Here is a 13,300-nt window from a genome sequence, read left to right as displayed (position 1 = left end):
CTGAGGAGTACCAGGTCATGCCACGCCCCGCACCGGGAGAGCTCACCTTCGTCGCCCCGCGCGGAGCGAAGAAGCCGCCGCGACACCTCGCCGATCTGACGCCCGCCGAGCGCAAGGAAGCCGTCGCCGCGATCGGTGAGAAGCCGTTCCGGGCCAAGCAGCTCTCCCAGCACTACTTCGCGCGGTACGCGCACGACCCGGCCGCCTGGACGGACATCCCCGCCGCGTCCCGCGAGAAGCTCGCCACGGAGCTGCTGCCCGACCTGATGTCGGTCGTACGGCACATCTCCTGCGACGACGACACCACCCGCAAGACCCTGTGGCGGCTGCACGACGGCACCCTCGTCGAGTCCGTCCTCATGCGGTACCCCGACCGCGTCACCATGTGCATCTCCTCGCAGGCCGGCTGCGGCATGAACTGCCCGTTCTGCGCCACCGGCCAGGCGGGTCTCGACCGGAACCTGTCGACCGCCGAGATCGTCCACCAGATCGTCGACGGCATGCGGGCGCTGCGGGACGGCGAGGTGCCGGGAGGACCCGCGCGGCTGTCCAACATCGTGTTCATGGGCATGGGCGAGCCGCTCGCCAACTACAAGCGCGTCGTCGGCGCCATCCGCCGCCTCACCGACCCCGAGCCGGACGGGCTCGGGCTGTCGCAGCGCGGCATCACCGTGTCCACCGTCGGTCTCGTCCCGGCGATGCTGCGCTTCGCCGACGAGGGCTTCAAGTGCCGCCTCGCCGTCTCGCTGCACGCCCCGGACGACGAGCTGCGCGACACCCTCGTCCCGGTCAACACGCGCTGGAAGGTCCGGGAGGTGCTGGACGCCGCCTGGGAGTACGCCGAGAAGTCGGGCCGCCGCATCTCCATCGAGTACGCCCTCATCCGCGACATCAACGACCAGGCCTGGCGCGGCGACCTCCTCGGCCGCCTCCTCAAGGGCAAGCGCGTCCACGTCAACCTGATCCCGCTCAACCCGACGCCCGGCTCCAAGTGGACCGCGTCCCGCCCCGAGGACGAAAAGGCGTTCGTCGAGGCGATCGCCGCCCACGGCGTACCCGTCACCGTCCGTGACACCCGCGGGCAGGAGATCGACGGTGCCTGTGGACAGCTCGCGGCCACCGAGCGGTGAGCTTGTAGTCTGACCTCGAACACATCTCCATATTCCGACAGGGGAGCGCCACAGCGCTGAGAGTGCGGTGACCGTCAGACCGCAGACCCTCTGAACCTCGCCCAGGTCATTCTGGGTAGGAAGTTCGGTCGTTACTCGAGCTGTTGCGCCCCGACCGCCGCACGTCCGCGGCGGTCGGGGCCGCGTCTCTTCCTGGTCATACCCAGGAGGAATCTCAGTGAGCACCACCAAGAAGATCGCGGTCGGCGCCCTCGCCGCCGCGCTGGGCGTCACCACGCTCACCGCCTGCGGCGGCGACTCCGGCAAGGACGCCGGCGACGGCGGGACGAAGCCGAAGACCGTGACGCTCGTCAGCCACGACTCCTTCAACGCCTCCCCGGCCGTCCTGAAGGAGTTCACCAAGCAGACCGGCTACACCGTCAAGGTCCTCAAGAGCGGCGACGCGGGCGAGGCCGTCAACAAGGCCGTCCTCACCAAGGGCGCCCCGCAGGGCGACGTGTTCTTCGGCGTCGACAACACCCTGCTGTCCCGCGCGCTCGACAACGGCATCTTCGACCCGTACGAGGCCAAGGGCCTGGACCGGGTCCCCGACGCCGTACAGCTCGACAAGGACAAGCACCGGGTCACGCCCGTCGACACCGGCGAGATCTGCGTCAACTACGACAAGAAGTACTTCGCGGACAAGAAGCTGGCGCCGCCGCAGACCTTCGACGACCTCGCGAAGCCCGCCTACAAGGACCTCCTCGTCGTCGAGAACCCCGAGCGCTCCTCGCCCGGCCTCGGCTTCCTGCTCGGCACGGCCGCCCGGTACGGGGACGACGGCTGGCAGGACTACTGGAAGAAGCTGAAGGCCAACGGCGTCAAGGTCGCCGACAGCTGGGAGCTCGCCTACAACCAGGAGTTCTCCGGCTCCGCCGGCGGCAAGAAGGCCAAGGGCGACCGGCCGCTCGTCGTGTCCTACGCCTCCAGCCCGCCCGTCGAGGTGCTCTACGCCGAGCCGCGGCCGGCCGAGGCGCCGACCGGCGTCTCCACCGGGACCTGCTTCCAGCAGACCGAGTTCGCGGGCCTGCTGACCGGCGCGAAGAACGCCGAGGGCGGCAAGGCCCTCATCGACTTCATGATCGGCAAGAAGTTCCAGGAGGACATGCCGCTCCAGATGTTCGTCAACCCGGTGGCGAAGGACGCCAAGCTCCCCGCGCTGTTCACCGAGCACGGCGCCAAGGTCGCCCGGCCGCACACCGTCGCCCCCGAGAAGATCGCCCAGAACCGCGAACAGTGGATCCAGACGTGGTCCTCGCTCGTCCTGAAGTAGGCACCGTCAAACGCGGCGCGCTGCGGGCGGGGCTCATGGCCCTGCCCGTGGCGTTCTTCGCCGTCTTCTTCGCCTACCCCGTCGCCGCGATCACCGGCCGCGGGCTGAGGACGGACGACGGCACCTGGCAGCTCGGCCGGATCGGCGACGTCCTGACCCGGCCGGACATCCTCGACGTCCTGTGGTTCACCACCTGGCAGGCGCTCGCCTCCAGCGCGCTCACCCTGCTGATCGCCCTGCCCGGCGCATACGTCTTCGCCCGCTTCTCCTTCCCCGGCAAGGGACTGCTGCGGGCCGTCGTCACCGTGCCGTTCGTCCTGCCGACCGTCGTCGTCGGCACCGCGTTCCTCGCGCTCGTCGGGCGGCGCGGACTCCTCGACGAGCTGTGGGGGATACGGCTCGACGCCACCGTGTGGGCCATCCTCCTGGCGCACGTCTTCTTCAACTACGCGGTCGTCATCCGGACCGTCGGCGGCCTCTGGTCCCAGCTCGACCCGCGCCAGGAGGAGGCCGCCCGGGTGCTCGGCGCCTCCCGCTTCGGCGCGTGGCGGCGCGTCACGCTCCCCGCGCTCGGGCCCGCCGTGGCCGCCGCCGCGCTGATGGTGTTCCTCTTCTCGTACACCTCCTTCGGCATCGTCCAGATCCTCGGCGGGCACGCCTTCGCCACGCTGGAGGCTGAGATCTACCGGCAGACCGCGCAACTGCTCGACCTGCCGACCGCCGCGGTCCTCACGCTGGTGCAGTTCGCCGCCGTCGGCGCCATCCTCGCCGTCCACGCCCGCACCGTCCCGCGCCGGGAGGCCATGCTGCGGCTCGTCGACCCGGCCCTGACCGCCCGCCGTCCCCGCGGCACCGGCCAGTGGGCGCTGCTCGGCGGCGTCCTCGCCTCCGTGGCGCTGCTGCTCGTCCTGCCGCTCGGCGTGCTCGTCCAGCGGTCCTTCGACGGCGGGCTCGGCTACTACCGGGCACTCCAGGAGGTCGACGCGGGCGGCACGTTCCTCGTCCCGCCGGCCGAGGCGATCGCGAACTCCCTCGAGTACGCCCTCGCCGCCACCGCGATCGCGCTCCTGATCGGCGGGCTCGCCGCCGCCGCGCTCACCCGGCGCGCCGGGCGGCTGGTGCGCGGCTTCGACGCGCTGCTGATGCTGCCGCTCGGGGTGTCCGCCGTGACGGTCGGCTTCGGGTTCCTGATCACACTCGACGAGCCGCCGCTCGACCTGCGCTCCTCCTGGATCCTCGTACCGCTCGCCCAGGCCCTCGTCGGCGTGCCGTTCGTCGTCCGCACCATGCTGCCCGTGCTGCGCGCGGTGGACGCCCGGCTGCGCGAGGCGGCGGCGGTGCTCGGCGCCTCGCCGTGGCGGGTGTGGCGGGAGGTGGACCTGCCGCTGGTGCGGCGGGCGGTGCTGGTCGCGGCGGGGTTCGCCTTCGCCGTGTCGCTGGGCGAGTTCGGCGCGACCGTGTTCATCGCCCGGCCCGACAACCCGACCCTCCCCGTCGCCGTCGCCCGGCTCCTCGGCCGCCCCGGCGACCTCAACTACGGCCAGGCCATGGCCCTTTCGACGATCCTGATGGTGGTGTGCGCGGTGGCCCTGCTGCTGCTCGAACGTGTCCGTGCCGACCGCTCCGGGGAGTTGTGACCATGCTCGCTCTGAAGGACGTGACCGTACGCTTCGGGTCGCGCGTCGCGGTCGACACGGTGTCCCTGGACGTCGCCGACCACGAGATCGTGTGCCTGCTCGGCCCCAGCGGCAGCGGCAAGTCGACCCTGCTGCGGGTCGTCGCGGGACTCCAGCCGCCCGACGCCGGCACGGTCCTCCTCGACGGCACCGACCAGGCCGGGGTGCCCGTGCACCGGCGCGGCGTGGGGCTCATGTTCCAGGACCACCAGCTGTTCCCGCAGCGGGACGTGGGCGGCAACGTCGCCTTCGGGCTGCGCATGCGCGGCGCGGCCCGCGACGAACAGGCCCGGCGGGTCGCCGAACTGCTGGACCTCGTCGGGCTGCCCGGCGCCGAACGGCGGGCCGTCGCCGCCCTGTCCGGCGGCGAGCAGCAGCGCGTCGCCCTCGCCCGCGCCCTGGCCCCCCGCCCCCGGCTGCTGATGCTCGACGAGCCGCTCGGCCAGCTCGACCGGGGCCTGCGGGAACGCCTCGTCGTCGAGCTGCGGCAGCTGTTCGGGCGGCTCGGCACCACCGTGCTCGCCGTCACCCACGACCAGGGCGAGGCGTTCGCGCTCGCCGATCGCGTCGTCGTCATGCGCGACGGGCACATCGCCCAGAGCGGCACGCCGCTGGACGTCTGGCAGCGCCCCGCCTCCGAGTTCGTCGCCCGCTTCCTTGGCTTCGACAACGTGGTCGAGGCGACGGTGACCGGCGGGGCGGCCGACACCGCGTGGGGCCAGATCCCCGTGCCGGCCGGGTCCGCCCCGGGCACGGTCCGGGTGCTGGTGCGGCCCGCGGGCGTACGGCTCGGCGACCCCGCCGACGGCCTGCGGTGCACCGTGGAAGGGCGCACCTTCCGCGGCCACCACGTGGCGGTACGGCTCCGGCCGGAGACCGGCCCGCCCCTGGAGGCCGAGTGCGCGCTGCGGGACGCGCCCGCGGAGGGGGCGGTGGTGGGCGTGACGTTCACGTCCGACGAGGTCGTCGTCCTCGGCTGACCGGCCCCGTATCGGGGAGACGGCCGTCACTCCCCGTCCGGTACGTCCCGCACCGCCGCCGACAGGTCCAGGACCGCGCAGGCGCCCCCGTCCTCCGGGTTGGTGAACGCCAGCCGCGCGCCCAGCACCCGGGCCTGGCCCGCCGCGATCGTCAGGCCGAGGCCCAGCCCCTTGCCGACCGCGCTGGTGTGGAACCGCTGCGGCCCGTGCGCCAGCAGCTGCTCGGGAAAGCCCGCGCCCCGGTCCCGTACCCGCACCACCCCGCGGTCGACCTCCACCACCACCGGTCCGGCGCCGTGCCGCAGCCCGTTGCTCACCAGGTTCGTCAGCACCCGCTCCACGCGCCGCGCGTCCGTCTCCACGAACGCCTCGGCAACGATGTCGAGACGGACCGCGTCGCTCTCCGCCGCGCGCACCGCCCGCCGGGCGAGCCCGCCCAGCTCCACCAGCCGTACGTCCGCCTCCTCGCGCCCGTTGTCCAGCCGGGCGACCTCCAGGACGTCCTCCATCAGGTCCCGCATCCGCGCGACCCGCTCCTTCACCATCGACTCGGCCCGGCCGTCCGGGAGCAGCCCCGCCGCCGCGACCAGCCCCGCCACCGGAGTGCGCAGCTCGTGCGCGATGTTCGCCGTCACCTCGCGCTCCGCGCGCAGCCGCTCCGCCAGCGCGTCCGCCATGGTGTTCACGGCCCGCGTGAGCGTGGCGATCTCGTCCCGCCCCGACTGCGGAAGCCGCGCGTCCAGGTCACCGCCGGTGATCTGCTCCGCCCGCCGCGCCGACAGCCGCAGCCGCCGGCCCAGCCGGGTGGCCAGCAGCAGCCCGGTCAGGGTCGCCACCGCCGTACCCACCACACCCGCCCGCAACATGCCCGCCTGGAGCTCGTCGGACAGCGGGTCCTCGAACCGCTTCAGCACCAGGATGTCGTCGCCCACACCGGTGGCCGCCCAGATCCGGCGGTGGTCGCCGTCCTGCTGCACGTGCGTGGCACGGCGGCCGGCCAGCACCGTACGGCGCAGCTCCTCGGGCAGGTCCGCCGGGTTGATCTCCAGCCCGAACCGGGCCTGGCCGCTCTCCGTGTAGAGCCGCTCCGCCAGCAGGAGCCGCTCCATGGCCTGGTCGCGGGCCCGGTCCTCCATCAACCGCGGCACCTGCACCCCCGTCACGATCGCGGCCAGCGCCGCGGTCGCGGTGATGGTGGCCCCTATCGTGAGCCGTAGCCCCATGTCTCATCCCCCCGCCGGGAGTCTACGAGGCAGCCGGTCAGCCGACGTGGGCGAGTTCCCGCGGCTCCTCCTCACGCGGGTCCGGCGACGGCTGCCCCTCCGGCTCCCCGAACCACGCCACCGCGACCGCGCCCGCCACCGCCAGCACGAAGCCCAGCACCGCGAGCCACGCGAACCCCGGCCGTGACGCGTCCCCCAGCCACAGCACACCGATCGTCCCCGGCAGCACCGTCTCGCCGACCACCAGCGCCGCCGTCGCCCCGTTCACCGACCCGATCTGGAGCGCCACCGTGTGCAGGTACATCCCGCCCACCCCGGCGACGAGGATCGCGTACAGCGCCGGGTCCGCCAGCAGCGCACCCGGGTCGAACGGGTCGACGCCGTTCAGTACGCGCACCCCCACCCCGAGCGCGCCGAAGCCCAGCCCGGACAGCAGACCGGCCAGGATCGCCGCCCGCGCGCCCAGCAGCCGCACCACGACCGTCCCGCCCACCATCAGCACCAGCGACACCGCCAGCAGCCACCAGTGCGTGGCGATCGGCGTGTGCCCGCTGCCCTCCGGCCCCGCAGCCGTGGCCAGCAGCACCAGCGCCGAGCACACGACGCCGATCGACGTCCACTCCGCGCGCGTCAGCCGGATCCCCAGCAGCCGCACGCTCAGCACGGCGGTGATCACCAGGTTCGCGCTGATCACCGTCTGGGACAGGAACAGCGGCAGCATGCGCGCGGCCAGCGCGCCCAGCCCGAACCCGACGAAGTCGAGGACCGTACCGACGATGAACTCCCACGTCATCGCCGCCTTGGCGGTCGAGGACAGGGACGGCCCGCCGTGCGCGGTCGTCAGGCCCGCCGCCGCCTCCCGGCGGGCCGACTTGCGGGAGCCGACGGCCTGGAGGACCGAGCCCGTGCCGTAGCAGATCGAGGCCGCGACGGCCGTCAACAGTCCTATGAGCACGTGCGGCTCCGTTCCTCGGTAGGTGACGTACGTCTGCCAGACGGAAGAACGGGCCCGGACGTTGCCTCCGTCAGGCCGGCCGGTCGCGACCGGGGAGCACCAGCCCCAGCTCGTACGCCAGAATCACCGCCTGCGCCCGGTCCCGCAGGCCCATCTTCGCGAAGAGCCGGTTGATGTGGGTCTTCACGGTGTGGTCGGTGATCGTCAGCGACTGCGCGATCTCGGCGTTCGACAGGCCCCGGGCGATCAGCACCAGCACCTCCACCTCCCGCGCGGTCAGCCCGTCGACCGGTCTCGCCGGCAGCACCCCCGACCGCTGGCGGGCGAACTCGGCCACCAGCCGCCGCGTCACGCCCGGCGCCAGCAGCGCGTCACCCCGCGCGACCACCCGTACCGCGTGCAGCAGCTCAGGGAACGTCGCGTCCTTCAGCAGGAACCCGCTCGCCCCCGCCGCGAGCGCGTCGTACACGTACTCGTCCAGGTCGAACGTCGTCAGCATCAGCACCCTGGTCGCCCCGCCGGACGCGGCGAGGATCTCCCGGGCGGCCTGGATGCCGTCCATGTGCGGCATCCGGATGTCCAGCAGCGCCAGGTCGGGCCGCCGCTCGGCCGCCACCCGCACCGCCTCCGCCCCGTCCTCGGCCTCCCCGACCACCCGGATGTCGTCCTGCGTCGCGAGGAGGTTCACGAACCCGGTTCGTACGACGGCCTGGTCGTCGGCCACCATCGCCCTGATCACCACGGAAGTTCCGCCCTTATCCGAAAGCCGCCGTCCGGACCCGGACCGGCGGTGACGCTCCCGCCGAGCAGCGCGGCCCGCTCCCGCATCCCGGCCAGACCATGACCGGCCCCGTCCGGCTCACCGGCCGGCCCCGGCCCGTCGTCCGTGACGCTGATCGTCAGCCGGTCCGCCCCCCACCCGACGTCCACCACCGTATGGGCTCCCGGAGCGTGCCTGCGCGCGTTGGTCAGCGCCTCCTGGACGATGCGGTACGCCGACAGCTCCCAGCCGGCCGGCAACACGACACGATCGCCGCCCACCCGCAGCTCGGCACTGCCGCCCACCGCCCGGTGCTGGGCGACCAGTTCGTCCAGCCCCGCGAGCGTCGGCTGCGGCGCCGTCGCCACCCGGCCGTCCGTCCCGGTCCGCAACACGCCCAGCAGCCGCCGCAGTTCCGTCATCGACGAGCGGGCCGTCCCCGCGATCTGCTGGAGCGCGTCCCGCGCCTGCGGGGACAGCCCCGGAGTGGTGTACGTCGCGCTCTCCGCCTGCACGGCGATCATCGACACCGAGTGCGCCACCACGTCGTGCAGCTCCCGCGCGATCGCCGCCCGCTCGGCCTCCGCCGCCTGCCGCCGCTCCATCCCCAGCAACCGCTCCTGCGCGGCGGCCCGTTCGTCACGCGCCTCCTCACGCGCGCGTACCGCGTCGCCCGCGCTCACCGCGCCCAGGACCACCACCGTCAGCAGCAGCGTCTCGGCGTACAGGCCCCGGTCGAACCGGTCGGCCACCGCGAGGGCCGGGTTCCCGATCGGCGGCAGCCCGGCCCACTTCTGGATGTGCACCAGGTTCACCCCCAGCGACGCCAGCGCCCCCGCGCCGACCAGCACCGCCGGATGCTGCACCCGGTGCCTGCCCAGGGTGTAGAGCCCGGTCACCCCGCTCACCATCGTCACCAGGTACAGGCTCAGGTGGGCGCCGAAGCCGATGAACGCGGCGGCGACCGTCAGCAGCGCCACCTCGGGGTGCGACCGGCGCCACATCAGCGACGCGGAGGACACCAGGATCGCGCCCGCCACCCACACCGACCCGGGGAACAGGACCAGTTCCACCACCGTGCAGCCGGTGAGGACGCACCCGGAGACCCAGGGGTACGCGGGGGACGCCACCGCGCGGCGCAGCGTTCGGACGAGCACGTTCATGCCCCCGATTGTGGCGGGGCGCCGGCGGGGAGCGCGTCGGAGCACGGGTTGATCCACCGCCCGCCCCTCATGCCACAGGTGGAGCCGGAAGACCGGATCCACGTCTGACGCCCCCGGCTTCGGCCGTTCCTAGCCTCGATCACATGATCGGGTGGAGCGGAACCAGAAGCCTCTGGACTGGATGTGCCGCCGTCGCCGGAGTGCTCGCAACGGTGTCGGACCTGGCACCGCACCGGGTGTGGGGACTGTCGGCGGCACTCGGCTACGCGGCGGCCGCACTGCTGGCCCGGCACCCTCGGCCGGCCGTCCGCGCCGCGCTGCTGGGCGCCGTCGCCGTGCCGCTGGCCCTGCTGGCCGCGACCGGCCGCGGCCAGCTGGAGGTCTCCGTCGTCGAGCGGTCCGGCGCCCTCCTGACGGCGACCGGAGTCCCGTACGCCCCGGAACCGGGCGGGCTCGCCGACTACAACCCGTACCTGCCGGGGATGGCCGTCCTCGGGGCGCTCCCGGGCGACCCGCGGTGGTGGACGGGCGGGGTGCTCGTCGCGTCGCTGGCCGCGGCGGGGGTCGCGCCGCGGGTGGTCGCCCTGGTGGCGGCCTGCCCGCTGGTCGCCCTCCCGCTGGCCGTGGGCGGTGTCGACCTGCCGGCCGCCGGCCTCATGTGCCTGGGCCTGGCGCTCGCCGGGCGCGGCCGGGCGGGGAGCGCGGGCCTCGCCCTGGGCGCGGCGGCGGCGCTCAAGTGGACGGCCTGGCCCGCGCTCCCGGTAGCGGTGGCCCTCCTGGCCGCCCGGCCCCACCCACGGTCACGCACCCGGCGACGTACCGGGACGGGGCCGTGCCCACCACCCACTGCCCCGCACCCGGCGACGTACCCGGGGTGGGGCCGTGCAGGGTCGCCCCCGCAGGGGACCGGCGGCGTTACCGGGGTTCCCTGCCTCGTAACCCGAGGCCGCCGGCCCCGAGGAGGCGAGCCCGGAGGGGCCACGCCCCCACCCACCGGGGGCCACCGGCACGAGGCACCGCCCCGCAGCGAACCGACGACAGGCACCCACCCGGTCCCGCTGTGCCCACCCTCCCCCAAGCTCTCGGCTTCGCTCGAGCAGGGGGGACCCCCATCGCCCAGCGGGACGATTGCCCACAACGGGTGGGTGGGGTGGGGGCCCCAGCGGGACGATTGCCCACAACGAGACCGGCGGGACGACTGCCCACAACGGACGGGGTGGGGAGCCGTCCCGGTGGAACGGCCGTCGGCGGCCGGGGGCCGGCGGGGGGCCGCCCGGTGCGCGGCCGTGGCGGTGGCCGTCGCCGGCGTGCTCACCCTGCCCGTCGCGGCGTGCGCGCCGGCGGCCGTGTACGAGCACGTCGTCGCCTTCCCGCTCGGGCTGGCCGGGACCCCGTCGCCCGCCGCGAGCCCCTTCCCTGGCCGGCTTCTCGCGGCGTACGTGCCCGGCGGCACCGTCGTCGCGGCCGGGCTGCTCACGGTGAGCGCCGTCCTGCTGGCCGCGTCACTGGTCCTGCGCCCGCCCCGGACCGTCCCGGAGGCGGCCCGGCGGCTGGCGCTCGGACTGGCGCTCGCGACCGCGTTCATGCCCGCGTCCCGCTTCGGCTACCTCGTCCACCCGCTCGTCCTGCTCGTCTGCCTCAAGGGGATCCCGTGCACCGTCACCGTACGCTCGTCGTCACCAACGACTTCCCGCCCCGGCAGGGCGGCATCGAGACGTTCGTGAAGGCGGTGGCGGACCGCTTCCCGCCCGGCGGCGTGGTGGTGTTCACGTCGTCGGAGGAGGGCGCCGCCGCGCACGACGCCGCCCTGCCGTACCCGGTGGTCCGGGAGCGGACCGGGATGCTGCTGCCCACGCCGCGGGTGACCGCGCGGGCGGTGGCGCTCGCCCGCGAACACGGCTGCGACAGCGTGTGGTTCGGGGCGGCCGCCCCGCTGGGCCTGATGGCCGGCCGGCTGCGCCGCGAGGCGGGGGTGCGGCGGCTGGTCGCCACGACGCACGGCCACGAGGTGTGGTGGGCCCGCACGCCGGGTGCCCGGACGCTGCTGCGCCGCATCGGCGCCGGCGTGGACGTCGTCACGTGTCTCGGCGCGAGCACCCGGGCGCCCATCGCCACGGCGCTCGGACCGGACGTACCCCTGGCGAGGCTGGTGCCGGGCGTGGACGCCGGCGCGTTCCGGCCGGGCGGCGACCCCGGCCCCGTACGCCGCCGGTACGGCCTGGGCGACGCGCCCGTCCTCCTGTGCGCCGCCCGCCTGGTCGCCCGCAAGGGGCAGGACACCCTGATCCGTGCCCTGCCGGGGGTCCACGCGCGCGTGCCGGGCGCCCGGCTGCTGCTGGTGGGCGCAGGACCGTACGAGAACCGGTTGCGGCGCCTGGCAGAGGAGTACGGCGTCACCGGCTCGGTGGTCTTCGCGGGCGGCCGTCCGCACGCCGCGCTGCCGCCCTTCTACGCCGCGGCCGACGTGTTCGCGATGCCGTGCCGGACCCGCAGGCGCGGTCTGGAGGTCGAGGGGCTCGGCATCGTGTTCCTGGAGGCGGCCGCCGCGGGGCTCCCGGTCCTGGTGGGCGACTCGGGCGGCGCTCCGGACGCCGTACGGGACGGCGAGACGGGCCGGGTCGTCGACGGCCGGGACGTCGCCGCCGTCACCGCGGGGCTGGTGGGGCTGCTGACCGACCGTGGGGCGGCCGCCGCGATGGGGGCGAAGGGCCGCGACTGGGTCCGGGAGGCGTGGTCGTGGGACCACACCTGTGCCACCCTGGCGGGCCTGCTGCGGTAGCCCGCCTCAGCGGCGGAGCAGCGCGCAGACGAAGTCCTCCTCAACGCCCCGCAGGCGCTTCAGGAGCTGCGGGCTCAGGGTCTTGTTGGTCTGGGTGTTGAGGGAGACCGTGATCGACCGGGTGCCGTCGGGGGTGGCCGCGGCGAACTGGGTGTAGCCGGGGAAGTTGCCCGTGTGGCCGTGGACGGTGCCGCAGCGGGTGGTGTACCGGAACAGCGCGAGTCCGGCCTGGTTGCGGCCGGGCCCGGCGGGCTCGGAGGCGCCGTCGATCCACGCCGTCTGCTGCTTGCGGACCGTGGGCGACAGCAACCGGTCGCCCGCGTACGCGCGCATGAAGGCGTTGAGGTCGGCAGGGGTGGCGACGATCCCGCCGGAGGCCCAGACGCCGGACGGGCTCAGGACGGTGCTGACGTCCTCCGGCGGCTGTCCCGGCTCGACGGCGTACCCGTGCAGGTAGGGCTCGGGGAGGCGGTAGTCGCGCGGGAGGCAGGTGTGGCGCAGCCCGAGCGGCCGGTACACCAGCCGGCGCAGCAGCTCCTCGTACGGGACGCCCGTCGCGGCCTCCGCCATCAGGGCGACGGCGATGTTGTCGGAGTTGTCGTACCGGTAGCGCGAGCCGGGCCGGAACATGAGGGGCTCGTCGGCGACGAAGTCCAGCAGCGACCGGGGGTCGAGCTCGCGGCGGGGGTCGGACGTCAGCAGTTCCTGGAACTCGGGGCTCTCGGTGTAGTCCGGCAGCCCGCTGGTGTGGTGGAGCAGCTGACGGAGCGTCACCTTGTGCCAGGCGGCGGGCAGTCTCGGCAGCCGCTCGCCGATCGTGTCGTCGAGCCGCAGCTTCCCCCGCTCCACGAGCTGGAGCGCCACGGCGCCGCTGTACGCCTTGGAGACGCTGGCCAGACGCATGTGGTCGCCGGCCCTGGGCGGCCGTCCGGACTCGACGTCCGCCACACCGGCCCGGTAGACCCGTACGTCCCGGCCCCGCTGCAGGACGGCGATCGCTCCGGGCGGCCCGTCCGGGCGGTTCACCAGTTCCTGGAGGGCCGTACGCAACGCGCGGTCCTGGTCGGCGGGTTCCGTCGCGCGGGACGGGCCGGAGAGCAGCCCGACGGCGCACGCTCCGGCGGCGACCAGGGCGGCGCCGAGTCTCAGCCGCGTGCGGACGGGTCGGGCGGGCGCTGCGTGCATACCGGCGTACCTCCTGGACGTGCCCGGGCGCGCGCCGGTCCTTCGCCGGCGCGCTCAGGGCCAGCATCGGGCGGCCCCGCCGGGGGCGCCCGTCCTATGGTCCATCCGGCTCCACGGGCGGGCGGTGCGCGGTGAGG

11 protein-coding genes are annotated in these 13,300 nt (G+C 74.4%); 6 read left to right on the top strand and 5 right to left on the bottom strand.

Annotated features, from left to right (window positions below; translation table 11 throughout):
• The first annotated feature begins 17 nt into the window (after nt 1–17).
• The 4 genes from rlmN (at nt 18) to EIZ62_RS08205 (ending at nt 5,098) form a co-directional block, all read left to right on the top strand.
• Nucleotides 18–1,130 carry a dual-specificity RNA methyltransferase RlmN gene (gene rlmN / locus EIZ62_RS08220; RefSeq protein ID WP_156692056.1) on the top strand — a complete coding sequence of 371 codons (1,113 nt, stop codon included), beginning with the start codon at nt 18–20 and terminating at the stop codon, nt 1,128–1,130.
• Nucleotides 1,131–1,347: 217 nt separating this feature from the next.
• Complete coding sequence (locus EIZ62_RS08215; RefSeq protein WP_156692055.1) at nt 1,348–2,442, top strand: thiamine ABC transporter substrate-binding protein; 1,095 nt, start codon at nt 1,348–1,350, stop codon at nt 2,440–2,442.
• Nucleotides 2,443–2,477: 35 nt separating this feature from the next.
• Nucleotides 2,478–4,079, top strand: coding sequence for an ABC transporter permease (locus tag EIZ62_RS08210; protein WP_156696281.1), 1,602 nt, complete (start codon nt 2,478–2,480; stop codon nt 4,077–4,079).
• Between the two features lie 2 nt (nt 4,080–4,081).
• A complete protein-coding gene (locus EIZ62_RS08205; RefSeq protein WP_156692054.1) occupies nt 4,082–5,098 on the top strand; it encodes an ABC transporter ATP-binding protein in 1,017 nt (338 codons plus the stop codon).
• A gap of 26 nt (nt 5,099–5,124) precedes the next feature.
• On the opposite strand, the gene EIZ62_RS08200 is transcribed toward EIZ62_RS08205, so the two are convergent.
• The 4 genes from EIZ62_RS08200 to EIZ62_RS08185 all read right to left on the bottom strand — a co-directional run bounded on the left by EIZ62_RS08200 (nt 5,125) and on the right by EIZ62_RS08185 (nt 9,199).
• A complete protein-coding gene (locus EIZ62_RS08200; protein WP_156692053.1) occupies nt 5,125–6,321 on the bottom strand; it encodes a sensor histidine kinase in 1,197 nt (398 codons plus the stop codon).
• A gap of 37 nt (nt 6,322–6,358) precedes the next feature.
• Nucleotides 6,359–7,276: a DMT family protein gene (locus EIZ62_RS08195; RefSeq protein ID WP_156692052.1), complete on the bottom strand. Its 918-nt coding sequence runs from the start codon at nt 7,274–7,276 to the stop codon at nt 6,359–6,361.
• 70 nt (nt 7,277–7,346) lie between these two features.
• Nucleotides 7,347–8,018, bottom strand: coding sequence for a response regulator (locus EIZ62_RS08190; RefSeq protein ID WP_167536353.1), 672 nt, complete (start codon nt 8,016–8,018; stop codon nt 7,347–7,349).
• Complete coding sequence (locus EIZ62_RS08185) at nt 8,012–9,199, bottom strand: sensor histidine kinase (RefSeq protein WP_156692051.1); 1,188 nt, start codon at nt 9,197–9,199, stop codon at nt 8,012–8,014. The genes EIZ62_RS08190 and EIZ62_RS08185 overlap by 7 nt, the downstream gene beginning before the upstream one ends.
• Before the next feature lie 212 nt (nt 9,200–9,411).
• Here EIZ62_RS08185 and EIZ62_RS32370 point away from each other — a divergent pair, with 212 nt between their 5' ends.
• Complete coding sequence (locus EIZ62_RS32370) at nt 9,412–10,923, top strand: hypothetical protein (RefSeq protein ID WP_244375556.1); 1,512 nt, start codon at nt 9,412–9,414, stop codon at nt 10,921–10,923.
• Nucleotides 10,851–11,978, top strand: a complete 1,128-nt coding sequence (locus EIZ62_RS08170; protein WP_156692050.1) for a glycosyltransferase family 4 protein — start codon at nt 10,851–10,853, stop codon at nt 11,976–11,978. Before EIZ62_RS32370 ends, EIZ62_RS08170 begins: the two co-directional genes overlap by 73 nt.
• Before the next feature lie 6 nt (nt 11,979–11,984).
• Here EIZ62_RS08170 and EIZ62_RS08165 read toward each other — a convergent pair whose 3' ends face one another.
• On the bottom strand, nt 11,985–13,163 hold the full coding sequence (locus EIZ62_RS08165) for a serine hydrolase domain-containing protein (RefSeq protein WP_156692049.1): 1,179 nt from the start codon (nt 13,161–13,163) through the stop codon (nt 11,985–11,987).
• Nucleotides 13,164–13,300: the final 137 nt, after the last annotated feature.

This window comes from Streptomyces ficellus, assembly GCF_009739905.1.
In the GTDB taxonomy this organism is placed as follows: domain Bacteria; phylum Actinomycetota; class Actinomycetes; order Streptomycetales; family Streptomycetaceae; genus Streptomyces; species Streptomyces ficellus_A.
The sequence above is the reverse complement of the archived record's forward strand: the minus strand, read 5'-3'. Positions and strand labels throughout refer to the sequence as shown.

Bases quoted from the DNA above. Each gene is read 5' to 3' on its own strand.
- EIZ62_RS08210 (WP_156696281.1), top strand. From the start codon at position 2,478: ATGGCCCTGCCCGTGGCGTTCTTCGCCGTCTTCTTCGCCTACCCCGTC.
- EIZ62_RS08165 (WP_156692049.1), bottom strand. From the start codon at position 13,163: ATGCACGCAGCGCCCGCCCGACCCGTCCGCACGCGGCTGAGACTCGGC.
- rlmN (WP_156692056.1), top strand. From the start codon at position 18: ATGCCACGCCCCGCACCGGGAGAGCTCACCTTCGTCGCCCCGCGCGGA.
- EIZ62_RS08200 (WP_156692053.1), bottom strand. From the start codon at position 6,321: ATGGGGCTACGGCTCACGATAGGGGCCACCATCACCGCGACCGCGGCG.
- EIZ62_RS08205 (WP_156692054.1), top strand. From the start codon at position 4,082: ATGCTCGCTCTGAAGGACGTGACCGTACGCTTCGGGTCGCGCGTCGCG.
- EIZ62_RS08185 (WP_156692051.1), bottom strand. From the start codon at position 9,199: ATGAACGTGCTCGTCCGAACGCTGCGCCGCGCGGTGGCGTCCCCCGCG.